The following is a 23487-nucleotide window of genomic DNA, read 5'->3' as shown; positions in this document are numbered from 1 at the left end:
CATGCAGGCGGCACTCTTGAGCCTTCCGTGCCGCCTTCTAGCCTGCTGGAGAACACCTCGATGACCGATATTGATGCGCGCTTGCGCGAAGACGTCCACCTCCTGGGTGAACTGTTGGGCAATACCATCCGGGATCAGTATGGGGAGGGGTTCCTCGACAAGATCGAGCAGATTCGCAAGGCGGCCAAGGCCGATCGCCGCAGTACGACAGGTGCCGAGCTGAGCGCCAGCCTCGATCCCCTGGGCGAGGAAGAACTGCTGCCGGTGGCACGGGCCTTCAACCAGTTCCTCAATCTGGCCAACATCGCCGAGCAGTATCAACTGATCCACCGTCGCGAGGAGTCGCAGCCGGCTCCGTTCGAGGCCCGGGTACTGCCGCAACTGCTCGGCCGCCTGCTGGCCGAAGGGCACTCGGCCGATGCCCTGGCTCGTCAGTTGGGGCGCCTGGATATCGAGCTGGTACTGACGGCGCACCCCACGGAAGTGGCGCGCCGCACCCTGATCCAGAAGTACGACGCCATTGCCGGGCAATTGGCGGCCCAGGACCATCGCGACCTGACCAGCGCCGAACGTGCCCAGATCCGCGAGCGCTTGCAGCGCCTGATTGCCGAGGCGTGGCACACCGAGGAAATCCGCCGTACCCGGCCGACCCCCGTGGACGAAGCCAAGTGGGGATTCGCGGTCATCGAGCATTCGCTGTGGCAAGCCATCCCCAACTACCTGCGCAAGGCCGACAAGGCCCTGTTCGAGGCCACCGGGCTGCACCTGCCGCTGGAAGCCGCACCGATCCGTTTTGCTTCGTGGATGGGCGGCGACCGTGATGGCAACCCGAATGTCACGGCTGCGGTCACCCGTGAAGTGCTGTTGCTGGCGCGCTGGATGGCGGCCGACCTGTACCTGCGGGATGTCGACCACCTGGCCGCGGAGCTGTCCATGCAACAGGCCAGCGCCGCGTTGCTGGCCAAGGCGGGGGACAGCGCCGAGCCTTATCGGGCGCTGCTCAAGCAACTGCGCGAACGCCTGCGGGCTACCCGCAACTGGGCCCATGCCGCGCTTGGCGCGACAGTGACTGCCGGCCCCGAGGTGCTGCAGCACAACCGCGAGCTGCTGGAACCGCTGCAACTGTGCTACCAGTCGCTGCATGAGTGCGGCATGGGGGTGATCGCCGATGGCCCGTTGCTCGATTGCCTGCGTCGGGCGGTGACCTTCGGCCTGTTCCTGGTGCGGCTGGACGTGCGCCAGGATTCCGCCCGGCATACCGCAGCCATGACCGAGATCACCGACTACCTGGGACTGGGGCGCTACGAGGACTGGAGCGAAGAGGATCGCATCACCTTCCTGATGCGCGAACTGAGCAGCCGGCGTCCGCTGCTGCCAGGCTACTTCAAGCCTTCGGCCGATACCGCCGAGGTGCTCGCCACTTGCCGCGAGATCGCCGTGGCCCCGGCGGCGTCCCTGGGGTCCTATGTGATCTCCATGGCTGGCGCCGCTTCCGATGTACTGGCCGTGCAGCTGTTGCTCAAGGAGTCCGGGGTGTTGCGGCCGATGCGCGTGGTGCCGCTGTTCGAAACCCTGGCGGACCTGGACAACGCCGGCCCGGCAATGGAGAAGCTGCTGCACCTGCCAGGTTATCGCTCGCGTCTGCAGGGGCCGCAGGAAGTGATGATCGGTTACTCCGACTCGGCCAAGGACGCTGGCACCACTGCCGCGGCCTGGGCCCAGTACCGGGCCCAGGAGCGACTGGTGGAGATCTGTCGTGAACAGCAGGTCGAGCTGCTGCTGTTCCACGGTCGCGGCGGCACCGTTGGGCGTGGCGGCGGCCCGGCCCACGCGGCCATCCTGTCGCAGCCGCCGGGTTCGGTGGCAGGGCGTTTCCGCACCACCGAGCAGGGCGAGATGATCCGCTTCAAGTTTGGCCTGCCGGACATCGCTGAACAGAACCTCAATCTCTACCTGGCGGCGGTGCTGGAAGCCACCTTGCTGCCGCCGCCACCACCCGAGCCGGCCTGGCGTCACCTGATGGACGAACTGGCCAGTGACGGCGTCCAGGCCTATCGCGCGGTGGTGCGGGACAATCCGCAGTTCGTCGAGTATTTCCGCCAGTCCACGCCGGAGCAGGAGCTGGGTCGGCTGCCCCTGGGCAGCCGACCGGCCAAGCGCCGGGCCGGGGGGATCGAAAGCCTGCGGGCGATTCCGTGGATCTTCGGCTGGACCCAGACCCGTCTGATGCTGCCGGCCTGGCTGGGATGGGAAGCGGCGCTGAGCAAGGCGCTGGCCCGGGGCGAGGGGGAACTGCTGGCGCAGATGCGTGAGCAATGGCCGTTCTTCCGTACCCGCATCGACATGTTGGAGATGGTCCTGGCCAAGGCCGATGCGGACATCGCCAGGTCCTATGACGAGCGTCTGGTGGAGGCGGAACTGCTACCGTTGGGTGCGCATTTACGCGACCTATTGTCGCAGGCTTGCGCCGTGGTCCTGGGGCTGACCGGGCAGTCGCAACTGCTGGCCCACAGTCCCGAGACCCTGGAGTTCATCCGTTTGCGCAACACCTACCTCGACCCGCTGCACCTGTTGCAGGCCGAACTGCTGGCGCGCTCGCGCAAACAGGAGGCGCCGCAAGGAAGTCCCGTGGAACAGGCGCTGCTGGTCTCCGTGGCGGGTATCGCCGCTGGTCTGCGCAACACCGGCTGAGGTCGAGCGTGGTTGCCGGACGGCATTGGCACCGCCACGGGCGGGACAAACCCGGGGTGTCGTCCGGCTCCGCCTGGCGACACTTTGTTATGGGGTTGCGACTTGTTCTACCTCGTCAACAGGGCACAAAAGGGCCGGGTTCCTCCGACTTTCGACTGCTTGTGTGCGCTGTGTCTGCTGTGTATCTTGATCAGCCTTTGGCCGTTTGGGCGGCTTTAACCCGATTTTTGAGATTGGCCCGACGAGGCGAATCCGAGCGGTTCTAAATAAAAAATTGAGGAGCACATCGATGCGCGTAATTCTGCTGGGAGCTCCCGGGGCCGGTAAAGGTACTCAGGCAAAGTTCATCACCGAGAAGTTCGGCATTCCCCAGATCTCCACCGGCGACATGCTGCGTGCTGCGGTCAAGGCTGGCACCGAGCTGGGCCTGAAGGCCAAGAGCGTGATGGACAGCGGCGGCCTGGTTTCCGATGACCTGATCATCAATCTGGTCAAGGAACGCATCAGCCAGTCCGACTGCGCCCAGGGTTTCCTGTTCGATGGTTTCCCACGGACCATTCCCCAGGCCGAAGCACTGGTGAAGGCCGGTATCGAACTGGACCACGTGGTGGAGATCGCCGTCGACGACGAAGAGATCGTCCAGCGTATCGCCGGCCGCCGTGTGCATGAAGCTTCGGGCCGGGTGTACCACACCGTCTACAACCCGCCGAAGATTGCCGGCAAGGACGATATCACCGGTGAAGACCTGGTGCAGCGCAAGGACGACACCGAGGAAACCGTGCGTCATCGCCTGTCGGTCTACCACTCCCAGACCAAGCCGCTGGTGGAGTTCTACCAGCAGCTGGCCGCCTCCCAGGGCAAGCCGCAATACAGCCACATCCCAGGCGTGGGTTCGGTGGAAGTGATCACCGCCAAGGTGCTCGAGGCCCTGAGCTGAATAACCTGATCGTTTGATCGTTCAACGGCCCGCTTGCGGGCCGTTGCTGTTTATAATGCGCCACTTTTTCAATGCCTATGGAACCCCCGATGAGCACCTTGCTGGCCCTGGACACCGCGACTGAAGCTTGCTCCGTTGCCTTGCTGCATGACGGCAAGATCACGAGCCATTACGAGGTGATCCCACGCCTGCATGCCCAGAAGCTGTTGCCGATGATCAAGGAACTGCTGGCCAATGCTGGCACCACTTTGCAGGCCGTGGATGCCATTGCTTTCGGTCGTGGTCCGGGTGCCTTCACCGGGGTGCGGATCGCCATTGGCGTGGTGCAGGGCCTGGCTTTTGCCCTGGAGCGCCCCGTCGTGCCGGTTTCCAACCTGGCGGTGCTGGCCCAGCGCGCATTGCGCGAACACGGCGCGACCCAGGTCGCGGCGGCCATCGATGCCCGGATGGACGAAGTCTATTGGGGCTGCTACCAGGAAGTGGCTGGCGAAATGCGCCTGGTGGGCGATGAGGCGGTCCTGCCTCCCGAAGTTGCCGCCTTGCCCGACGGTAGCAGCGGCGACTGGTTCGGGGCCGGTACCGGCTGGGGTTATGCCGAACGCATCGCGGTCGCTCTCAAGGGCCAGGACGCGGGCATGCTGCCTCATGCCGAGGACCTGCTGACCCTGGCCCGCTTTGCCTGGGAGCGTGGCGAGGCGATCCTTGCCGATGATGCCCAGCCGGTCTACCTGCGGGACAAGGTCGCCACCCCCAAGGCCCGTTGAGCAATGCCGGCACCCAGTGGTCTGCGGCAGGGATAACCGCTGGCCACCATCGCCAATCGTCCGTTTTTTGCCGAGGATCTCGTCCGGATTCAAACCTTTTGGCTTTTCTGTGTTCTAGTTATCACTCGGGCATTTGCTAAGTCGAAGCAGTGCCGCTAAATTGCCATCATCAACCCCGGGCTTTTCAGCATGCGTATAGACGGCATCTCATCGCACTCCTACCCCATCAAGCGCAAGCCTCGCAAAGGCCGGGTGCAGGTAGACGAGTCCCTGGATGATGCCGATGCCATCGATGTCCAGCCCGAACCTTCTCCCCAGGACCGTTCCCAGTCCGCCGCCGCCCGCACCAGCAATCTTCCCGCCCGTCCCCAGGACATGATCTTCCAGCGTGCGATGAAAAGAAGCGTGGCCAATGCCCTGGCCAGCTACCTGACCACCGCCGGTTTCGTCGATTGGGACATGGAAGTGGTAGGGCTCGACCTGCACATCTGATGCTGCCCTATTTTCTCGGTTGTCCTTCCTGGAGCGAAAACGCCTGGCGCGAGTACCTGTACCCGGAAGACGCGCGGCCCAACGACTTCCTCGGCCTGTACTCCCAGGTATTCAATGCCGTCGAAGGCAATACCACCTTCTATGCCCGGCCCGCGCCAGCCACGGTGGAACGCTGGGCGCAGATCATGCCCGGGCATTTTCGCTTCACTGCCAAGTTCCCGGGTGATATCAGCCACGGTGGCGATCTGCGCGAGCAACTGACGAGTGCCGAAAGCTTCGTCCAGTTGCTCAGCCCGCTGGGCGAGCGGATATCGCCGCTGTGGTTGCAACTGCCGGCCACCTTCGCGCCGCAGCGCCTGGCCGAACTGGCAGGCTTCATCGATGGCTTGCAGCGGCCGCTGGCGGTGGAGGTGCGGCATGCGGAGTTCTTCGCCAGGGGAGACGCCGAGCGCAGGCTCAATCGGTTGTTGCTCGACCGTGGCGTCGAGCGCATCTGCCTCGACCCACGGGCCTTGTTCAGCTGCACCTCGACGACCCCGGCGGTGCTGCATGCCCAGTCGAAAAAGCCCAGGGTGCCGCCCCGTCCGGCCGCCTTCACCCAGTTTCCCCAAGTGCGTTTCATCGGTCATCCAGAGCTTGAAGCCAATGACCCGTTCCTGGTGCCCTGGCTCGACAAGGTCGCCGGATGGATCGAGGAGGGGCGTACTCCCTATGTGTTCCTGCACACGTCCGACAACCGCATGGCTGCCGAACTGGCGCGGCGTTTTCATGCGCGCCTGATGCAACGTTTGCCTGGCCTGCCCGCTTTGCCTGAGTTATACAGAGAGCCCGCCGCGGAGCAGCTCGGTCTGCTCTGAGGCGCTCCGACAGTCTCCCCAGGAACCCGCAGATGGACGCGCAAACCCTTCGAGCCAATGCTTTCAAGGCCCTGCATGAGCGTGCCGGGGCCTTCGTCATTCCCAACCCCTGGGACGCCGGGTCCGCCAGGATGCTGGCCGGCCTGGGCTTCGAAGCCCTGGCCACCACCAGTGCCGGCTATGCCTTTTCCCTGGGACGCCCGGATGCCGAGGGCGCCCTGAACCTGGCGGACACCCTGGCCAATGTGCGCGGCATCGTCGGCGCCAGCGAGCTGCCGGTGGCCGTCGACCTGGAGAACGGTTTTGCCGACAGTCCCGGGGAGTGTGCCCAGGCCCTGTTGCAGGCAGCAGCCCATGGCGCAGTGGGCGGTTCGATCGAGGACGCGACGGGCCGCAGCGATGATCCCATCTACGAATTCCACCTGGCAGTGGAGCGCATCGAGGCCTGCGTCGCGGCGGTCCGCAGCTTGCCATTCTCCTTTACCCTGACTGCCCGGGCGGAGAACCAGTTGCACGGCTGCAACGACCTGGCAGACACCATTCGCCGCCTGCAGGCCTTTGCCGAAGCCGGTGCCGACGTGCTCTATGCTCCGGCGCTGCGCAGTGCGCAGGAGATCCGCCAAGTGGTACGGGCGGTGGCGCCCAAGCCGGTGAACGTGCTGATGTCCGGTGGCCTGGACCTGAACCTGGCGCAACTGGCAGAGCTGGGCGTCAAGCGCATCAGCGTCGGTTCGGCCTTGGCCCGTGCGGCCTATGGCGCGTTCTACCAGGCGGCGCAGGAGATCCGTGACCAGGGTCGCTTCGACTTCGCCGAGCGCGCGATGCCCTTCGGGCAGATCAATCAATTGTTCAAGCAGTCGTAAAAGGGAATTGGCGTGCGGGCAAGGAACGTTGTGGGCGCTCTGGTGTTGCTGGGGGCTCTGTTGTTGATGGGGGTGCGGTTGGGCTGGCTGCCGCTGGCAGATGCCTGGAATCCCTGGGCGCCGTTGGATGTCAGGGCCAAGCCCAACCTGTTGACCCGCTTCAAGTTGTCGCGACTGCAGGATGACCCGCAGCTGTGTGACCAGGCCCTCGCGACCTCGGGGTTGCGCACCGTTCGCCAGCCCGACAGTCGCGCCGATGTGGACTGTCCCTTGAGCAATACCTTGCGGGTGCAGGGCGGCGATATCGCCCTGAGCAGCAGCTTCCTCGCCAGCTGCCCGCTGGCGGTGGCCTTTGCGCTGTATGAGCGGCATGGCTTGCAGCCGGCGGCGCAGCAGGTGTTTGGCCAGCGGGTGGCGCGTGTCGATCACCTGGGCAGTTTTGCCTGCCGCAACATGTATCACCGCAAGATTGGCTGGCGCAGCGAGCATGCCAGCGCCAACGCCCTGGATATTGCCGGTTTCCGCCTGAGTGACGGGCGCAGCATCAATGTGCTCAAGGATTGGCCGAAGGACAGTGCCGAGGGACGGTTTTTGCGCCTGGCTCGGGACGGTGCCTGCGATGCTTTCAACGTGGTGCTCGGGCCGGATTTCAACAACGCCCATCGCAACCATTTCCACCTGGACCTGGGGCCGCTCTGGCGCTGTCGCTGAGGGGCCGGATCAGGCAGCGATGCGCAGGTTCTGCAGGATCAGTGGGCGAGCCCAGCCCATGTCGAAGTCCATCTGCCGTTGCTGTTCGATAAGCTCTTGCGGTGGGAATGGCTCGGCTGGCTTGTCCAACAGGTCCATCTCGAATTCGGCGATCGGCAGGTGCAGCGGACGCGGTTCCGGGGCCGAGCCCGGCTCTGGCAGCGGCTGGCCGGCATTGAGCACGATCGGGCGCACCCAGCCGCTCTCGAAGTTCTGCTGGCGTTGCTGGGCGATGATTTCATCCGGCGGGAAGGGCGGAGCCGGCTTGTCCAGCAATTCCATTTCGAACTCGGCGATCGGCAGGAACAGCGGCTCGGGGGGGCGGACTTCGGTGTCCTGCACCTCGCAACCACGCTGGTTGACGATCTGGGCCAGCATCTGGCTGCCGCCAGCAGGTTCCACGGGGCCGTCGACGGCCACCTTGGGCAGGGTTTCAACGCTGGCGCCATCCCCTCGTTGCTCGGCCAGAGCCTGGGCAAAGAAGTCCTGCCACAGGTGACTGACGCCACTGAGTGCCTGGGAATTGCGCAGGCCATAGTCGCCGTGGGGCGAGATATAACCTATCGATGTGCGTTGAATGTCTGACATTGCTCTCGGTCGACGCTGAGCTCTGGCAAAATGGCCGATAGTTCTGTTATCGGCAGTTTTTGCCGATCATTAATTTTTTGAGTGTGTTTTCAAGATGAGTGAGCAACCTGCGGCCTGCCGCATCAAAGTCGAGGCCCTGGGCGCCGAGTTCGCACCCCGGGCCCAGCAATGGGCCGAGCGACTGAACTTGCCGTTGCAGATCGAGGATGCCGAGTTCGCCCTGCAGGTGGGTGAGCAAGGGCTGCAATTGCAACAGCTGGGCCCCGACGCGCCCGGGCCGGTACGGGTGGACTTCATCGAAGGTGGCGCGGCCCATCGGCGTTTGTACGGCGGCGGCAGTGGCCAGATGATTGCCAAGGCCGTGGGCGTGGCCCAAGGGGTGCGCCCACGGGTGCTGGATGCTACGGCGGGCCTGGGCAAGGACGGCTTCGTGCTGGCGACCCTGGGTTGCCAGATGAGCCTGATCGAGCGCCAGCCCCTGATCGGTGCACTCCTGGAGGATGGCCTGGCCCGCGCGGCGCAGGACGCCGAGGTGGCACCGATCATCGCCCGCATGGAGTTGCTCAAGGGCAACTCCATCGAGTTGATGCGCAACTGGCAGGGTGAGCCGCCCCAGGTGATCTACCTTGATCCGATGTTTCCCCACCGTGAGAAAAGCGCCCTGGTGAAAAAGGAAATGCGCCTGTTCCGCCCCCTGGTGGGCGACGACAACGATGCGCCGGCATTGCTCGAGGCTGCCCTGGCCCTGGCCAGCCACCGGGTGGTGGTCAAGCGTCCGCGCAAGGCGCCGTGCATCGAAGGGCCCAAGCCGAGTCATGGCCTGGAAGGCAAGTCCAGCCGCTACGACATCTACCCCAAGAAGGCCCTCAAGGCCTGAGCCCTGGACGGCAGGCGCGCTGTCAGTCCGGTTCCGGGCGGTAGGCGCGCATGAACAATCCCACCACTTCCTTCACGTGTGCTTCGGCCGCGGCGCCCGCCAGGGGTTTGCCGCAGCCGTAGAGCAGGCGGAAGTTGGCCCCGCCCTTGAGCATGCAGAAGAAGTGCTCGGCGGCATTGCGCGGCTTGTCGATGCGCAGGGTGCCCATCTGGTCGATCTTGCCCAGCAAGCGTTCCATGCCTTGCAGGACGCGTTCGGGACCGGCTTCGAAGAACACCTGCGAGAGCTTGGGGTCCTGGCTGCCCAGGGCCATGATCAGGCGATGCAGGTTGACCGATTCGTCGCTGTTGACCAATTGGTGAAAGCCCCGGCCGATGGCCAGCAGCAGGCTTTCCACCGAGGTGCCGGGCGTCAGTTCATAGATCAGCGTGGGCAGCTGTTCTTCGCACTTGGCTACCACGGCGGCGGAGAACAGCGTCTCCTTGTCATTGAAATGGCTGTACACCGTGAGTTTCGACACCCCGGCTTCGGCGGCGACCGCATCCATGCTGGTACTGGCGTAGCCATTGCTCAGGAACAGGCTTTTCGCTGCGTCGAGAATGGCTTGGCGTTTTGCCAGATCCTTGGGCCTGCCTGGCCCAACGTTTGCGGCGTTATTGTCGGACATTTTTTCGCTTTTAATACTGGACTGGTGAGTTTGCTATTAATAACATACTGGCCAGTATAATTATTCCAAGCACCATTAGCGAAAGGTCGCCGCCATGTTGCGCTATGCCCTGCCAGTCAGCCTGGCTTTTTTTCTGTCTGCTTGTGGGCACGAAGAGCCCGTTCAAACTGGCGTTCGGCCGGCCATGGTGGTCCAGCCAGAGCCTTCGGCAAGGGCTTCGGACAGCTATCCCGGCGAGGTGCGGGCGCGCTATGAACCGGACCTGGCGTTCCGCATCGGCGGCAAGGTCAGTCGACGACTGGTAGAAGAGGGCGAGCGGGTCAAGGCCAACCAGCCCCTGGCCGAACTCGACCCGCAGGATGTGCGCCTGCAACTGGAGGCCACCCGGGCCCAGGTCACTGCCGCCAGCGCCAACCTCAACCTGGTCCGCGCCGAGCGTGATCGCTACAAGGCCCTGCTGGATCGGCAGATGGTCAGCCACTCCCAATACGACAACGCCGAGAACCTCTATCGTTCCGGTGAGGCGCGCCTGAAACAGATCAAGGCCGAGTTCGATGTCGCCAGTAACCAGGCCGGTTACGCCGTGCTGCGTGCCCCCCAGGATGGCGTGGTGGCCAAGCGGGCAGTGGAGGTCGGGCAAGTGGTCGCGGCCGGGCAGACGGTCTTCACCCTCGCCACCGATGGCGAGCGCGAAGTGCTGATCAGTTTCCCCGAGCAGAACTTCGGTCGCTTCAAGGTCGGCCAGCCGGTATCGGTGGAACTCTGGACCCAGCCGGGACAGCGTCTTGAAGGACACATCCGCGAGTTGTCCCCGGCTGCCGATCCCCGCTCGCGCACCTTCGCCGCGCGCATCGCCTTCAACTCCGGCAAGGTGCCGGCGGAACTGGGCCAGAGCGCTCGCGTATTCGTGCAGAACGACCAGCAAGTGTCGCTGTCTGTGCCATTGTCCGCCTTGTCTGCCGAAGGCGGCGCCACCTACGTCTGGCGCGTCGATGCCAACAACACCCTGCACAAGACCCCTGTCCGTGTCGGCCCCTTCACTGAAAAGACCGTGCCGGTGCTCGAGGGCCTGAGCCCGGGAGACTGGGTGGTGGCCGCGGGTGTGCATGTGCTCCACGAGGGCCTGCAAGTGCGCCCGGTGGATCGCTCCAACCGTGTGGTCAACCTGGCCGCCAAGGAGTAATCCCCGATGGGTTTCAACCTTTCCGCCTGGGCGTTGCGCAATCGCCAGATCGTCCTGTTCCTGATGTTGCTGCTGGCCATCGTCGGTGCGCTGTCCTACACCAAGTTGGGCCAGAGCGAAGACCCGCCCTTCACCTTCAAGGCCATGGTGATCCGTACCAGCTGGCCGGGAGCCACGGCCCAGGAGGTATCGCGCCAGGTCACCGAGCGTATCGAGAAGAAGCTGATGGAGACGGGCGAGTACGATCGCATCGTGTCCTTCTCGCGGCCTGGTGAATCCCAGGTGACCTTCATCGCCCGGGATTCGATGCACTCCAACGAAATCCCCGAGCTCTGGTACCAGGTCCGCAAGAAGATCAGCGACATCCGCTACACCCTGCCGCCAGGGGTCCAGGGGCCGTTCTTCAACGATGAGTTCGGCACTACCTTTGGCAACATCTACGCGCTGACCGGGCAGGGCTTCGACTACGCGGTGCTCAAGGACTACGCCGACCGTATCCAGATCCAGCTGCAACGGGTCAAGGATGTGGGCAAGGTCGAGCTGCTGGGCCTGCAGGACGAGAAGATCTGGATCGAGTTGTCCAACGTCAAGCTGGCGACCCTGGGGCTGCCCTTGGCAGCAGTGCAGCAGGCGCTGGAAGAACAGAACGCGGTCTCCACTGCCGGGTTCTTCGAGACCCCCAGCGAGCGGGTGCAATTGCGGGTGTCCGGCAACTTCCAGACCGTGGAGCAGATTCGCAACTTCCCGATCCGGGTGGCCGGACGCACGTTCCGCATCGGCGATGTCGCCGAGGTCCGTCGTGGTTTCAACGATCCGCCCGCGCCGCGCATGCGCTTCATGGGTGAAGATGCCATCGGCCTGGCAGTGGCGATGAAGTCGGGGGGCGACATCCTGGTGCTGGGCAAGGCCCTGGAAGGCGAATTCGCGCGCCTGCAGAAAACCCTGCCGGCGGGCATGGAGTTGCGCAAGGTGTCAGACCAGCCGGCCGCCGTTAAGACCGGAGTCGGCGAGTTCGTGCGGGTGCTGGCCGAGGCGCTGATCATCGTCCTGCTGGTGAGCTTCTTCTCCCTGGGCGTGCGCACCGGGATGGTGGTGGCCCTGGCGATTCCCCTGGTGCTGGCGATGACCTTCGCCACCATGTACTACCTGGGCATCGGCCTGCACAAGATTTCCCTCGGGGCGCTGGTCCTGGCCCTCGGCCTGCTGGTGGATGACGCGATCATCGCGGTGGAAATGATGGCGATCAAGATGGAGCAGGGGTTCGATCGGATCAAGGCCGCCAGCTTCGCCTGGACCAGCACCGCCTTCCCCATGCTTACCGGCACCCTGATCACGGCCGCAGGATTCCTGCCCATCGCCACGGCCCAGTCGGGCACCGGCGAATACACCCGTTCGATCTTCCAGGTGGTGACCATCGCCCTGGTGGCCTCGTGGATCGCCGCCGTGGTGTTCGTACCCTACCTGGGCGAGAAGCTGCTGCCGGACCTGGCGAAGATCCATGCCGCCAAGCATGGCGCCGAATCCAACCCCCACGGCACGCCGTTCTACCAGCGGGTACGCCGGGTGGTGGGCTGGTGCGTGGAGCGACGCAAGACCGTGATCGTCCTGACCATCCTGGCGTTCGTCGGCTCGGTGCTGCTGTTCCGTTTTGTTCCCCAGCAGTTTTTCCCGGCCTCCGGGCGCCTGGAACTGATGGTTGACCTGAAGCTGGCCGAAGGCGCTTCCCTGAGCAATACCGCCGATGAGGTCAAGCGCCTCGAAGCGATGCTCAAGGAGCACCCGGGCATCGACAACTATGTGGCTTACGTGGGCACTGGCTCGCCGCGTTTCTACTTGCCGCTGGACCAGCAGTTGCCGGCCACCAGCTTTGCCCAGTTCGTGGTCCTGGCCAAGACCATCGAGGATCGCGAGAGCCTGCGCAACTGGTTGCTCGATACCCTCAACCAGCAGTTCCCGGCCCTGCGCTCGCGCGTCACGCGGCTGGAGAACGGTCCGCCGGTCGGTTATCCGGTGCAGTTCAGGGTCACTGGCGAGCACATCGAGGAGGTGCGTGCCCTGGCACGCAAGGTGGCGGCCAAGGTGCGTGACAACCCCCATGTGGCCAACGTGCACCTGGATTGGGAAGAGCCGAGCAAGGCGGTCTACCTGAACATCGACCAGGACCGTGCCCGGGCCCTGGGCGTGAGCACCGCCAACCTGTCGAAGTTTCTACAGAGCTCGCTGATCGGTTCCACCGTCAGCCAGTATCGGGAGGACAACGAGCTGATCGAGATCCTGCTGCGCGGCACCCGCGAGGAACGTACCGAGCTGTCGCTGTTGCCGAGCCTGGCTGTGCCGACCGACAACGGCCAGAGCGTGTCGCTGTCCCAAGTGGCGACACTGGAATACGGCTTTGAGGAAGGGGTGATCTGGCATCGCAACCGCCTGCCTACGGTGACGGTGCGGGGCGACATCTACGGCAAGGAACAGCCGGCGACCCTGGTCCAGCAGATCCTGCCGACCCTTGAGCCGGTCCGCGCCGAACTGCCGGACGGTTATCTGCTGGAAGTCGGCGGTACTGTCGAAGACTCCGCCCGTGGCCAGAACTCGGTGAAGGCCGGCGTGCCGCTGTTCATCGTGGTGGTGCTGACCTTGCTGATGGTCCAGCTGCGCAGTTTCTCGCGTACCGCCATGGTGTTCCTGACGGCGCCCCTGGGGTTGATCGGCGTGACCCTGTTCCTCCTGGTGTTCCGCCAGCCGTTCGGGTTCGTGGCGATGCTGGGCACCATCGCCCTGTCGGGGATGATCATGCGCAACTCGGTGATCCTGGTGGACCAGATCGAACAGGACATCAGGGCCGGGCAGACGCCGTGGGATGCGATCATCGAGGCCACGGTACGACGTTTCCGGCCCATCGTGCTGACCGCGCTGGCGGCGGTACTGGCGATGATCCCGCTGTCGCGCAGCGTGTTCTTCGGGCCGATGGCGGTGGCGATCATGGGGGGATTGATTGTCGCCACGGCGTTGACCCTGCTGTTCCTGCCGGCGTTGTATGCGGCATGGTTCAAGGTCAAGAAGGACTGAGGCGATTCACCACCCACAGGAGCCGGGCGACCGGCTCCTGTGGGTGGTGGCAGGACTTACAGGCTACCGAAGACTTTCTTGGCCAGGCTAGTGGCCGCGGCAGCAGGGTTCTGGCGAATCGTTTCTTCCTGCTTGCCGATCATCTCGAACAGGCCGTTGAGTGCCTGCTCGGTCACGTAACCTTCGATGTTGGCGCTCTTGGCATCCAGTACGCCGAGGGTCGCGGCCTGTCCGGCGAACGAGTTGTACTGCTTGGCCAGGCCGACCTGGTCGGTGGCCTGCTTGACGATCGGCAGGAACTTGGCGCGGATCTGCTCGCGGCTGCTCTTGTCCAGGTACTGGGTGGCCGAATCCTTGCCACCGGCCAGGATGCCCTTGGCGTCGGCCACGCTCATCTTCTTCACGGCATCCACCAGCAGCGCCTGGGCCTGCGGCACCGCAGCCTCGGCGGCCTTGTTCATGCTGGTTTCCAGCTGATCGACCTGGTCGCCCATGCCGAACTGCTTCATCTTCTTGGCGACCTTGCCCAGGTTGCCGGGCAGTTCGATGCGTACATCGGGGTTGTTGCTGAAGCCGCCGGGAGTCCCCAGTTGCTTGACGGCGATCTGTGCGCCCTGGGTCAGGGCATCCTTGAGGCCGCCGTTGGCGTCCCCCTGGGACAGGTCGCTCAGGGACAGGGCCAGGGCGCTGGCAGAGATCATCAGGCCAGCGCACAGGCTGGTGAAACGGAGCGAGGTACGGAGCATGGCGGCTTCCTTGTGCAGTGAGGATTAACGAACAGCGTCGACCCGGAGCTTGAACGGCTGCGGGTCGCTGCCGTCGAGTTTGACCCCGGTGTGTTCGGTGGTGATGAAGATCAGCTGGCCATCGACCTCGATGCGCGCGCTGAGCGAATAGGTGTGGCCGGGCTTGACCTGTGCCGGGTCGTAGTCGAGGCGGAAGGGCAATGGCACCTGCCCCTTGACCGGGCCGCGTTGCTCGGCCAGGACCACTGCCGGTGCGTCGGCCAGGGACACGTCTTGCAGGCTCACGCTCAGGGTGGCGGTCGGGGGCAGGGCGCTGCGTTGCAGATAGAAGACTTCACCGTCGAGGCTGGCCTTGGCTGCAGGCGAGGTGGATTGGCAAGCCCCGAGCAACGCGGCGGCGGCCAGCAGGATGAGTTTTTTCATGACGGATCTCCGTATCGAAGGCGCTGCGCAGTCCGCGGCGCCCGTAAGAATCTACTCGCTTTGTACCGCAGCCGCGACCTGGTCGGCGGCGTCTTCGCTGCGGTGCAGGGCGACCTGGCGGATCGACAGGCGGATTTCCGCCGGCAGCACGCGCTTGGCGGCGCCTTCGGCCAGCTCCCCGAGCAGTTCGTGGTAGCTCAGCTTGCCGGCATCGTCGCGACGCAGCACGCCTTGGTCCAGCAGGGTCTGGATAAAGTGGCGGAACAGGCTCTTGTCGAAGAACTCCGGGGCATTGAGGCCGTGCAGGATCGACAGGCGCTGGGCCATGACGGTGCACAGGTCTTCCAGCTCTTCGGCGCTGATGCTGTTCTGGCCGCTGTTGAGCAACAGTGAAATGGCCATGTAGAAGCGCTGCAGAGTCTGGGCGATGCTCCTGGACAGCAGGGTCAGCAGCACGAAGTGCCGCGAGCTCGGTGCCGGACGCTGGTACATCTCTTTCTCGAAGCGCAGCAGTCCCTGTTCGATGAAGGCTTGCAGCCACTGGTCCACCACCGCATCCAGCTCTTCCAGAGACCAGCGGATGAACAGCTCGGCCTGCAGGTAGGGGTACAGGGCCCGGGTGTAGCGCAGGATCTGCTCGCGGCTCATGCGCGAGGAGCTCTGGAAGAAGCTCGCCAGCAGCGCTGGCAGGGCGAAGATATGCAGCACGTTGTTGCGGTAGTAGGTCATCAGGACGGCGTTCTGCTCGTCCAGGTAGAGGATCTTGCCCAGGGCATCGCTCTGCTCGGCCAGCAGTTGCATGTCCTTCACGTGCTGGATCAGCGCCTGGCCGTTGCCTTCGGGCAAGGTGGTATGAGGCGAATAGGGCACGCTGCGCAGCAGCGCCAGGTACAGGTCCAGGACCCGGGCCATGGCCCGATCGTCCAGGGCCAGGCGAGTGGTGGAGAGCAGGGCCAGGGCCACCAGGTTCACCGGGTTGATCGCCGCGGCTTCATTGAGGTGCTGGGCCACACGCTCGCCCAGGCGATTGGTGGTTTCATTGAGCCAGGCCGGCCGGTACTGCGGGCCCAGCTCCTGGGTACGCCAATCCGGTTGCTCCTGGTCGAGGAACTCCGCCAGCTTGATCGGTTCGCCGAAGTTCACCGCCACCTGGCCGAAACGCTGCTTGAGGGCGCCGACAACCTTGAAGATGTCGAAGATCGACTCCTTCTTCTTGCTGGCACCGCGCAGTTCGCCCAGGTAGGTACGACCTTCCAGCACGCGCTCATAGCCGATGTACACCGGCACGAAGACGATGGGCATGCGCGAGGAGCGCAGGAAGCTGCGCAGGGTAATGGCCAGCATCCCGGTCTTGGGCTGCAGCATGCGCCCGGTCCGCGAGCGGCCGCCCTCGACGAAGTACTCCACCGGGAAACCCTTGGTGAACAGGGTATGCAGGTACTCGTTGAAGACCGAGGTGTACAGCGGGTTGCCCTTGAAGGTACGGCGCATGAAGAAGGCCCCGCCGCGCCGCAGCAAGCTGCCGATCACCGGCATGTTGAGGTTGATCCCGGCCGCGATGTGCGGCGGGGTCAGGCCGTTGCGGAACAACAGGTAGGACAGCAGCAGATAGTCGATATGGCTGCGGTGGCAGGGCACGTAGATCACTTCGTGGCCCTGGGCGATCTTCTGCACGCCCTCCAGGTGGTTGACCTTGATCCCGTCGTAGATCTTGTTCCAGAACCAGCTCAGTACCACTTCCAGGAAGCGGATCGCGGTGTAGGTGTAGTCCGAGGCGATCTCGTTGCCGTAGCGCAGGGCCTGGGCCTTGGCTTTTTCCGGGGAGATTTTCTCGCGCTCGGCCTCCTCGAGGATCGCCTGTTTCACCAGCGGCTCGTTGAGCAGGCCCTTGACCAGGTTGCGCCGGTGGGAAATGTCCGGGCCGATGACCGCGGCCTTGAGGTTGCGAAAGTGCACCCGCAGGATGCGCTGGGCCATGCGTACCGTACGCTCATGGCCCTTGTTGTGCTCGATCAGCTCGCGCAGGTGGATCGGTGCCGAGAACTGCACCCGGGTCTTGCGGCCCAGGATCATGATGCTCAGCAAGCGACGCAGGCGCCCGGTCACGGCCCAGCTGTCGGCGAACAGCAGTTTCCAGGGGCTGGATTCGCTGTCTGGGGACTGGCCCCAGAACACGCTGACCGGAATGATCTGCGCATCTTCGGCGGCATTCTGGGTCAGGGCGCTGACCAGCCGGGTCAGGGTCGGTGGCGCGCCACGCTTGTCCTGGCGGCCGAGCCAGTCGGGCTCCGGGGTCAGGTAGAAGAAGGCGGCGGGCTCCAGCAGGTTGCCCACCGACACCGGCAGCACCGGGCGTGGGAGGCCGGCCTTGGTGCATTCGGTGTCCACCACCGCCAGGTCGCTCAGGGATGGATTCTGCAGGACGTAGAACACCGGCCGGCTGCGGTCCAGATCAAGGGTAAAGGATGACTGGTTGATGGTTTCCGAGCGCACCCAGAGATACAGCAGGCGGCGCAAGGTGCCAAACACGAGACGGCGGAACGGGGAGCGGGTCATACGGTTTCTACGTGAGTGAATAAGAACCCAGGCAAGCACCTGGAGAGTAGCCGTTTCCGTGGGGTGACCGGTCGCGAAGGCGGTTCACTTGTGGCGGGAAATGGCACGGGAATGCGGTTTTGTCGCTCCGGGCAAACATCGAGCGGCGTCGCTCGGTGACGCCTCTCTGCACCCGGCAGAAACGGGCCCTAGTGTGCCGGATTCGTCGAAAATCGGCAAAAACGCCGGCAAACAAGATTGAGTTGAGAGTTTTTCCACCTGTCATATACTCGGCCAACTCTCCCGTGGTCGCATCACTTGCATTCATAGAGAAGCAGGTCCAGGGAAAGTTCTCCAGGTTTGTTGGCAGAGCGCCAATCCAATAATAAAAAATTGAGGGATGGATTCATGACTACTCGTGAGACTGGCAGCGTGAAGTGGTTCAACGACGCCAAGGGCTACGGCTTTATCCAGCGTGAAGGCGGGGCGGACGTGTTCGTCCACTATCGAGCGATCCGTGGCGAAGGCCATCGCTCGCTGACCGAAGGCCAGCAGGTGGAGTACGCCGTGGTGGAAGGTCAGAAAGGCTTGCAGGCCGAAGACGTCGTCGGCCTGTAAGGGCCGTACCCGGTAGGAGCGAGGCTTGCTCGCGACAGCGTTTTGCCAAGTAACAGGCTATCGCGGGCAAGCCTCGCTCCTTCCGTAACTGGAATCAGGCGTAATCGAAATCAGGCGGTGCGCCAGGTAATCTCTTCTTCGCCGTCGGTGCTGATACGAATCCAGCGATCGGCGGTCTCTTCGCCCTCTTCCTCGACCCAACTGCCTGGTGCGCAGCGTACTTCCACCTCGAGTGCGGCAAACGCGGCGCGGGCGCAGGCAATGTCGTCGTCCCACGGGGTCTGGTCGCTTTCCAGGTACAGGCTGTTCCATTTGCCCACGGCCTTGGGCAGCCAGGTCACGGGCACGGTGCCTGCGGTGCATTTGTAGGTCTGGCCTTTCTGGACCCAGTCGCTGCAGGGGCCCAGCACGGCGCCGAGCCAGGCGGCGATGGCCTTGTGGTCGACGTCGGCGTCTTTCAGGTAAATCTCTATATCGGGCTGGCGCATGGATGTCCTCATTGCCGGTCTGAAAAATCCATTCGCGGATTTATTCGACCCCGGGTCCAGGCCCGGGGTCGTGGTTGAAGTGGGGTCACTGCAATACGAAATAATCGTAGCGCATCGATACGCTGACCTCGAAAGGCTCTGCCTGCTCGATCACCGCATTGCGACGCTCGGCGCTGGCTCGCCAGCCATGGGGTGTCATGGCCAGCAGGTTGGCGCGATCCACTGGCCGTTCCAGGCACAGCTTGAACTCGAGTGTCTCGCTATGGGCCAGGGCCATGCCCTGGGGGACCAGCGCCAGGTGCTTGTCGTCGGTGTATTCGCGGACCTCGTCGTACAGGCGTTCGCGCAGTTCCATCAGGTGGCCGCTGGTCGGTCCGACTTTCATCAAGCCGCCACCTGGACTCAGCAGGCGCTTGGCCTCCTGCCAGTCGAGGGGGCTGAAGACGCTGGCCAGGAATTGGCAACTGGCGTCGGCCAGCGGGATACGCGCCATGCTGGCGACCATCCAGGTCAGTTGCGGAGCCCGGCGGCAGGCGCGCTTGACCGCCTCCCGGGAAATGTCCAGGGCGTAGCCATCGGCACCGGGCAGGGCCTCGGCCAGTTGCGCAGTGTAGTAACCCTCGCCGCAACCGATGTCCACCCAGCGCTGCGGTGCGCGCTCGGCGGCCAGCTCGGCCAGGCGCCTGGCCACTGGGGCGTAGTGCCCGGCGTTGAGGAAGTCGCGGCGGGCCTCGACCATGGCCTGGTTGTCGCCCGGGTCGCGGCTGTTCTTGTGCTGCACTGGCAGCAGGTTCAGGTAACCCTGGCGGGCACGGTCGAAACGATGCCCGGCCGGGCACACCACGCCGTTGTCCACGGCACCCAGCGGGGCATTGCAAAGAGGACAGGCAAGCATCAGGCGAGCAACCGGACCAGGGTCTGGTAGTAGATTTCGGTCAGCACGTCCAGGTCGCTGGCCAGGATCCGCTCGTTGACCTGGTGGATGGTGGCGTTGACCGGTCCCAGCTCCACGACCTGGGTGCCCAGGGTGGCGATGAAGCGGCCATCGGAAGTACCACCGCTGGTGGAAGCCTTGGTCTCGCGGCCGGTGACCTGCTTGATGCTGGCCGATACCGCGTCCAGCAGGGCGCCGGGTTCGGTGAGGAACGGCAGGCCGGACAGGGCCCATTCCACGTGCCAGTCCAGTTCGTGCTTGTCGAGGATCGCTGCGACCCGCTGTTGCAGGCCTTCGACGGTGGACTCGGTGGAGAACCGGAAGTTGAACAGCGCCGTCAGCTCGCCGGGAATCACGTTGGTCGCGCCGGTGCCGGAATTGAGGTTGGAGATCTGGAAGCTGGTGGGCGGGAAGAAGGCGTTGCCGTCATCCCAGTGCTCGGCCGCCAGCTCCGCCAGGGCCGCGGCCGCCAGGTGGATCGGATTCTTGGCCAGGTGCGGATAGGCCACGTGGCCCTGGACCCCGCGGACCGTGAGCTTGGCGCCGAGGGAGCCGCGCCGGCCGTTCTTCACCACATCGCCCACCAGGCTGGTGCTCGAGGGTTCGCCAACGATGCACCAGTCCAGGCGCTCCTTGCGGGCTGCCAGGCGCTCGATCACGGCCTTGGTACCGTGGTGCGCCGGACCTTCTTCATCACTGGTGATCAGGAAGGCCACCGAGCCCTTGTGGTCCGGGTAGTCGCCGACGAAGCGCTCGGCGGCCACCAGCATCGCCGCCAGGCTGCCTTTCATGTCCGCTGCGCCACGACCACAGAGCATGCCGTGCTCGTCGATCAGGGCATCGAACGGATCGTTCTGCCAGGCCTGGACCGGGCCCGTAGGCACCACGTCGGTGTGGCCGGCGAAGCACAACACCGGGCCCTCATGCTTGCCATGGGTGGCCCAGAAGTTGTCCACCTCCTCGATGCGCATCGGCTCCAGCTGAAACCCGGCATCGCCCAGGCGCTGCATCATCAGCTTCTGGCAGTCGGCGTCGACCGGGGTCACCGAGGGGCGACGGATCAGGTCACAGGCAAGTTGCAGGGTCGGCGAAAGCTCGGCGTGGGCCGTCATGGGAAACTCCGGTGCAAGGCGTTATGTGTAGGAGCGAGCGGGCGGCGATCCGACTTGCCCGCGATGGTCGCGACGCGGCTTGCCCGAGGCACCGCAGAGCTTTCATCGCAGGCAAGCCTTGCTCCTACTGTAATGGGACAAGGCGCGCAAAATGGCGGATATCTTAAAGCAAAACGGCGGCCTGAGGCCGCCGTTTAGTGCTTTGCGTCGATTCAGGTCGCAGGGGCCGGTTCAGCCTCTGGTACCGGCTTGGGCAGCGACGACAGGAACGCCATCACCAGCGCCGCCACGTAGGGCAGCGACTGCACCAGCAGCATGGTCACCCAGAAGCGCATGTCGTTGCTCGGCAGGCCCTGGACCAGGAAGATCCCCAGCGCCGCGCCCCACAACAGCAGCATGATGAACAGCTCTTCCCGGGCCTCGGAAATCGCTACCCAGAAACCATGGCTGTTGGCGTTCTTCGGAGTACGGAAGAACGGAATGCTGCTGGTGAAGAAGCCGTACAGCACTGCCTTGGCGATGGTATGGGACAAGGCCAGGCCCGCCAGGGCCGCGCAGAAGGCATCCTTGAGGTTCACGCCCACCGCCCGGCGGTAGAGGAAGATGATCTTGCCGACCTTGAACACGAACAGCGCCAGCGGCGGAATAGCGAAGATCAACAGCGGAGGGTCCACCTGCCTGGGCACGATGATCATCGCCGCCGACCACAACAGCGCGCCGACGGTGAAGAAGATGTTCATGCCGTCGGCCACCCACGGCAGCCAGCCCGCCAGGAAGTGGTAGCGCTGGCCACGGGTCAGCTCGGTATCCTTGCCCCGCAGCAGGCTGGCGGTATGGCGCTTGATGATCTGGATCGCGCCGTAGGCCCAGCGGAAACGCTGCTTCTTGAAGTCGATGAAGGTGTCGGGCATCAGGCCCTTGCCATAGCTTTCGTGGTGGTAGGCGGCCGACAGGCCCTTCTCGAACACCCGCAGGCCCAGTTCGGCATCCTCGCAGATGCACCAGTCGGCCCAGCCCAGCTCCTGGAGTACCGAACGGCGGGTCATGGTCATGGTGCCGTGCTGGATGATCGCGTCGCGGTCATTGCGGGTGACCATGCCGATATGGAAGAACCCCTTGTATTCCGCGTAGCAGAGCTTCTTGAAGGTGCTTTCGTTCTGGTCGCGATAATCCTGGGGCGACTGCACGATGGCGATCTTCGGATCGGCGAAGTGCGGGACCATGTGCTTGAGCCAGTTGCGGTCGACACAGTAGTCGGAGTCGATCACCGCGATCACTTCGGCATCCTTGGCCGTGTGCGGCAGCAGGTAGTTCAGTGCGCCACCCTTGAAGCCGGCCAGGGGGGCGACGTGGAAGAACTTGAAGCGCGGGCCGAGGGTCTCGCAGTAGGCCTGCACCGGCTCCCAGACAGCCGGGTCCTTGGTGTTGTTGTCGATGATCAGGACTTCGAAGTCCGGGTAATCCAGGTTGGCCAGGGCATTGAGGGTCTGTTTGACCATCTCCGGTGGCTCGTTGTAGCAAGGCACATGGATCGAGACTTTCGGCCGATAGCTGGAGTCGCCTTCCACCGGCAGGAATTCGCGCCGGCGCTTGTGGATCCACACCGCCTCGGCCAGTTCATGGGCCTCGGTGAGCAGCACGATGAACACCCCCAGCGCCCCGAGCGCCAGCAGGAAGCCCACCGTCAAGCTGAACCAGGTGCTGTACTGCTGGCTGTAGTCGTAGCCGATCCACACCAGCACCGAACCGCAGAGAAACGCGATGAAGGTCAGGAAGGTCCGGCCGCGCTGGCGCAGGGCCGAGCCGTCGATCATCAAGAGGGTCAGCGACAGCAGTGCCAGGACCACCGAACCGATGGCCAGCACCCGCCATTGCGGGATGGCTACCACCGGTCCTTCGAAATTGAACTTCTGCTGGCGGGCGGCGTTGAACACGCCCCAGTAGGCGCCCACTGACCCCTCGTCGCTGGCCTTCCACGGCTGGTCGAAGGCTTCGATGACAAAGTAGTTGTAGCCCTGGCGATTGAGCTCATTCACCAGGGTCCGCAGGTAGATCGCCTGGTCAGCCGGGCTGGCATCGGCCCCACCGCGCATGCGGCCGTTGCTTGGCCAGCCCACCTCGGACAGCAGCAGCGGTTTTTTCGGAAACATCTTCTTCAGGTCGCGAGCACGGTCGAGGACGAACTGCTCGGCCTGGCCCACCGGGATGAACTCCCAGTAGGGCAGGATGTGGGCGGCGATCAGGTCTACGTGCTGGGCCAGTTCCGGGTGTTCCTCCCAGACGTGCCACTGCTCGGAAGTGGTCACTGGCACCTTCACTGCCGCACGCACGCGGTCGAGGACCACCGACAACTGGTCGGCGGTGATCTCCTTGCGGAAGATCGCTTCGTTGCCGACCACCACCCGCACCACGCTACGGGACGTATTGGCCAGATCGATGGCGCGCATGATCTCGCGCTCGTTGCGCTCCAGGTCCGGGCTGATCCAGATCCCCAGGGTCACCCGCAGGCCGAATTCTTCGGCCAACTGGGGAATGTCTCCCAGGCTGCCGTCCACTGAATAGGTACGAATGTTGTCGGTCAGCTTGCTCATGATCTCCAGGTCGCGACGCATTTCATCGTCGGACGGATACTGGTCCTTCTGCGGGAACTGACCCAGCTGGAAGGGCGAGTAGGAGAAGCCGGAGATCTGTTCCGGCCAGTCGGGGGCCGAGACTGGGCGATTGATCAGCGCCCAGAAACCGGTGAACAGTGCGGCGATGGCCAGCACGATCACCAGGTTGAGTCCAAATTTACGCGATGACATGGCTATTTCGGGTTCCAAGTGGTGTGGAACGAGGGAAGGGGTGGCAGGCGCCAAACGGCGCGCATCCTACACTGGCCCTCAACTGAGCGTACAGC

General features: G+C 64.2%; 20 protein-coding genes. 11 read left to right on the top strand and 9 right to left on the bottom strand.

The genetic code is table 11. From position 1 onward, the window contains the following. Window positions 1–60: 60 nt before the first annotated feature. The 7 genes from ppc to LGQ10_RS13360 all read left to right on the top strand — a co-directional run bounded on the left by ppc (window position 61) and on the right by LGQ10_RS13360 (window position 7315). Complete coding sequence (gene ppc / locus LGQ10_RS13390) at window positions 61–2691, top strand: phosphoenolpyruvate carboxylase (RefSeq protein WP_226525820.1); 2631 nt, start codon at window positions 61–63, stop codon at window positions 2689–2691. 289 nt (window positions 2692–2980) lie between these two features. Further along, window positions 2981–3628, top strand: coding sequence for an adenylate kinase (adk, locus tag LGQ10_RS13385; protein ID WP_058436778.1), 648 nt, complete (start codon window positions 2981–2983; stop codon window positions 3626–3628). Window positions 3629–3717: 89 nt separating this feature from the next. Further along, complete coding sequence (gene tsaB, locus LGQ10_RS13380) at window positions 3718–4392, top strand: tRNA (adenosine(37)-N6)-threonylcarbamoyltransferase complex dimerization subunit type 1 TsaB (protein WP_226525819.1); 675 nt, start codon at window positions 3718–3720, stop codon at window positions 4390–4392. Between the two features lie 189 nt (window positions 4393–4581). Next, on the top strand, window positions 4582–4884 hold the full coding sequence (locus LGQ10_RS13375; RefSeq protein WP_058436550.1) for a hypothetical protein: 303 nt from the start codon (window positions 4582–4584) through the stop codon (window positions 4882–4884). After that, window positions 4881–5741 carry a DUF72 domain-containing protein gene (locus LGQ10_RS13370; RefSeq protein ID WP_226526137.1) on the top strand — a complete coding sequence of 287 codons (861 nt, stop codon included), beginning with the start codon at window positions 4881–4883 and terminating at the stop codon, window positions 5739–5741. The genes LGQ10_RS13375 and LGQ10_RS13370 overlap by 4 nt, the downstream gene beginning before the upstream one ends. Before the next feature lie 32 nt (window positions 5742–5773). After that, on the top strand, window positions 5774–6604 hold the full coding sequence (locus tag LGQ10_RS13365; RefSeq protein ID WP_226525818.1) for an isocitrate lyase/PEP mutase family protein: 831 nt from the start codon (window positions 5774–5776) through the stop codon (window positions 6602–6604). A 66-nt stretch (window positions 6605–6670) separates the two neighbouring features. Beyond that, window positions 6671–7315, top strand: coding sequence for an extensin family protein (locus LGQ10_RS13360; protein ID WP_413247622.1), 645 nt, complete (start codon window positions 6671–6673; stop codon window positions 7313–7315). A gap of 9 nt (window positions 7316–7324) precedes the next feature. On the opposite strand, the gene LGQ10_RS13355 is transcribed toward LGQ10_RS13360, so the two are convergent. Continuing rightward, window positions 7325–7942: an energy transducer TonB gene (locus tag LGQ10_RS13355; protein ID WP_226525816.1), complete on the bottom strand. Its 618-nt coding sequence runs from the start codon at window positions 7940–7942 to the stop codon at window positions 7325–7327. 94 nt (window positions 7943–8036) lie between these two features. On the opposite strand from LGQ10_RS13355, the gene LGQ10_RS13350 reads away from it, so the two are divergent. Further along, window positions 8037–8819, top strand: a complete 783-nt coding sequence (locus LGQ10_RS13350; protein ID WP_058436554.1) for a class I SAM-dependent methyltransferase — start codon at window positions 8037–8039, stop codon at window positions 8817–8819. Window positions 8820–8841: 22 nt separating this feature from the next. Here LGQ10_RS13350 and LGQ10_RS13345 read toward each other — a convergent pair whose 3' ends face one another. Further along, complete coding sequence (locus LGQ10_RS13345; RefSeq protein WP_226525815.1) at window positions 8842–9486, bottom strand: TetR/AcrR family transcriptional regulator; 645 nt, start codon at window positions 9484–9486, stop codon at window positions 8842–8844. A gap of 94 nt (window positions 9487–9580) precedes the next feature. Between LGQ10_RS13345 and LGQ10_RS13340 the strand changes: the two genes are divergently transcribed. Together LGQ10_RS13340 and LGQ10_RS13335 are read left to right on the top strand one after the other, a co-directional pair. Beyond that, window positions 9581–10669, top strand: coding sequence for an efflux RND transporter periplasmic adaptor subunit (locus LGQ10_RS13340; RefSeq protein ID WP_058435294.1), 1089 nt, complete (start codon window positions 9581–9583; stop codon window positions 10667–10669). A gap of 6 nt (window positions 10670–10675) precedes the next feature. Then, window positions 10676–13732: an efflux RND transporter permease subunit gene (locus tag LGQ10_RS13335; RefSeq protein WP_226525814.1), complete on the top strand. Its 3057-nt coding sequence runs from the start codon at window positions 10676–10678 to the stop codon at window positions 13730–13732. 56 nt (window positions 13733–13788) lie between these two features. Here the strand turns inward: LGQ10_RS13335 and LGQ10_RS13330 are convergent, their stop codons facing one another. The 3 genes from LGQ10_RS13330 to plsB are packed head-to-tail and all read right to left on the bottom strand — an operon-like array spanning window position 13789 to window position 17457. Then, on the bottom strand, window positions 13789–14478 hold the full coding sequence (locus LGQ10_RS13330; RefSeq protein ID WP_058435293.1) for a DUF4197 domain-containing protein: 690 nt from the start codon (window positions 14476–14478) through the stop codon (window positions 13789–13791). Window positions 14479–14502: 24 nt separating this feature from the next. Then, window positions 14503–14901: a YbaY family lipoprotein gene (locus tag LGQ10_RS13325; protein ID WP_058435292.1), complete on the bottom strand. Its 399-nt coding sequence runs from the start codon at window positions 14899–14901 to the stop codon at window positions 14503–14505. A 51-nt stretch (window positions 14902–14952) separates the two neighbouring features. Beyond that, window positions 14953–17457: a glycerol-3-phosphate 1-O-acyltransferase PlsB gene (gene plsB / locus LGQ10_RS13320; RefSeq protein ID WP_226525813.1), complete on the bottom strand. Its 2505-nt coding sequence runs from the start codon at window positions 17455–17457 to the stop codon at window positions 14953–14955. A 387-nt stretch (window positions 17458–17844) separates the two neighbouring features. Here plsB and LGQ10_RS13315 point away from each other — a divergent pair, with 387 nt between their 5' ends. Next, entirely contained in the window at window positions 17845–18054 is a 210-nt protein-coding gene (locus LGQ10_RS13315; protein WP_022642562.1) for a cold-shock protein, read from the top strand. 110 nt (window positions 18055–18164) lie between these two features. Here the strand turns inward: LGQ10_RS13315 and LGQ10_RS13310 are convergent, their stop codons facing one another. From LGQ10_RS13310 to LGQ10_RS13295, 4 genes are all read right to left on the bottom strand, one after another. Then, window positions 18165–18542: a hypothetical protein gene (locus LGQ10_RS13310; RefSeq protein WP_058436339.1), complete on the bottom strand. Its 378-nt coding sequence runs from the start codon at window positions 18540–18542 to the stop codon at window positions 18165–18167. A gap of 85 nt (window positions 18543–18627) precedes the next feature. Beyond that, the gene (locus tag LGQ10_RS13305; protein ID WP_058436338.1) at window positions 18628–19437 is read right to left on the bottom strand and encodes a putative RNA methyltransferase; all 810 of its coding nucleotides are present in this window, start codon (window positions 19435–19437) and stop codon (window positions 18628–18630) included. Continuing rightward, window positions 19437–20588 (bottom strand): succinyl-diaminopimelate desuccinylase, encoded by a 1152-nt coding sequence (dapE, locus tag LGQ10_RS13300; protein WP_226525812.1) that lies wholly within the window; start codon window positions 20586–20588, stop codon window positions 19437–19439. Before dapE ends, LGQ10_RS13305 begins: the two co-directional genes overlap by 1 nt. Window positions 20589–20800: 212 nt before the next feature. Then, window positions 20801–23392 (bottom strand): glycosyltransferase, encoded by a 2592-nt coding sequence (locus LGQ10_RS13295; RefSeq protein WP_226525811.1) that lies wholly within the window; start codon window positions 23390–23392, stop codon window positions 20801–20803. Window positions 23393–23487 lie beyond the last annotated feature (95 nt).

Origin of the sequence: Pseudomonas sp. L5B5 (assembly GCF_020520285.1) — a bacterium.
Lineage (GTDB): Bacteria > Pseudomonadota > Gammaproteobacteria > Pseudomonadales > Pseudomonadaceae > Aquipseudomonas.
This window is presented reverse-complemented; position numbering and strand designations above follow the sequence as displayed.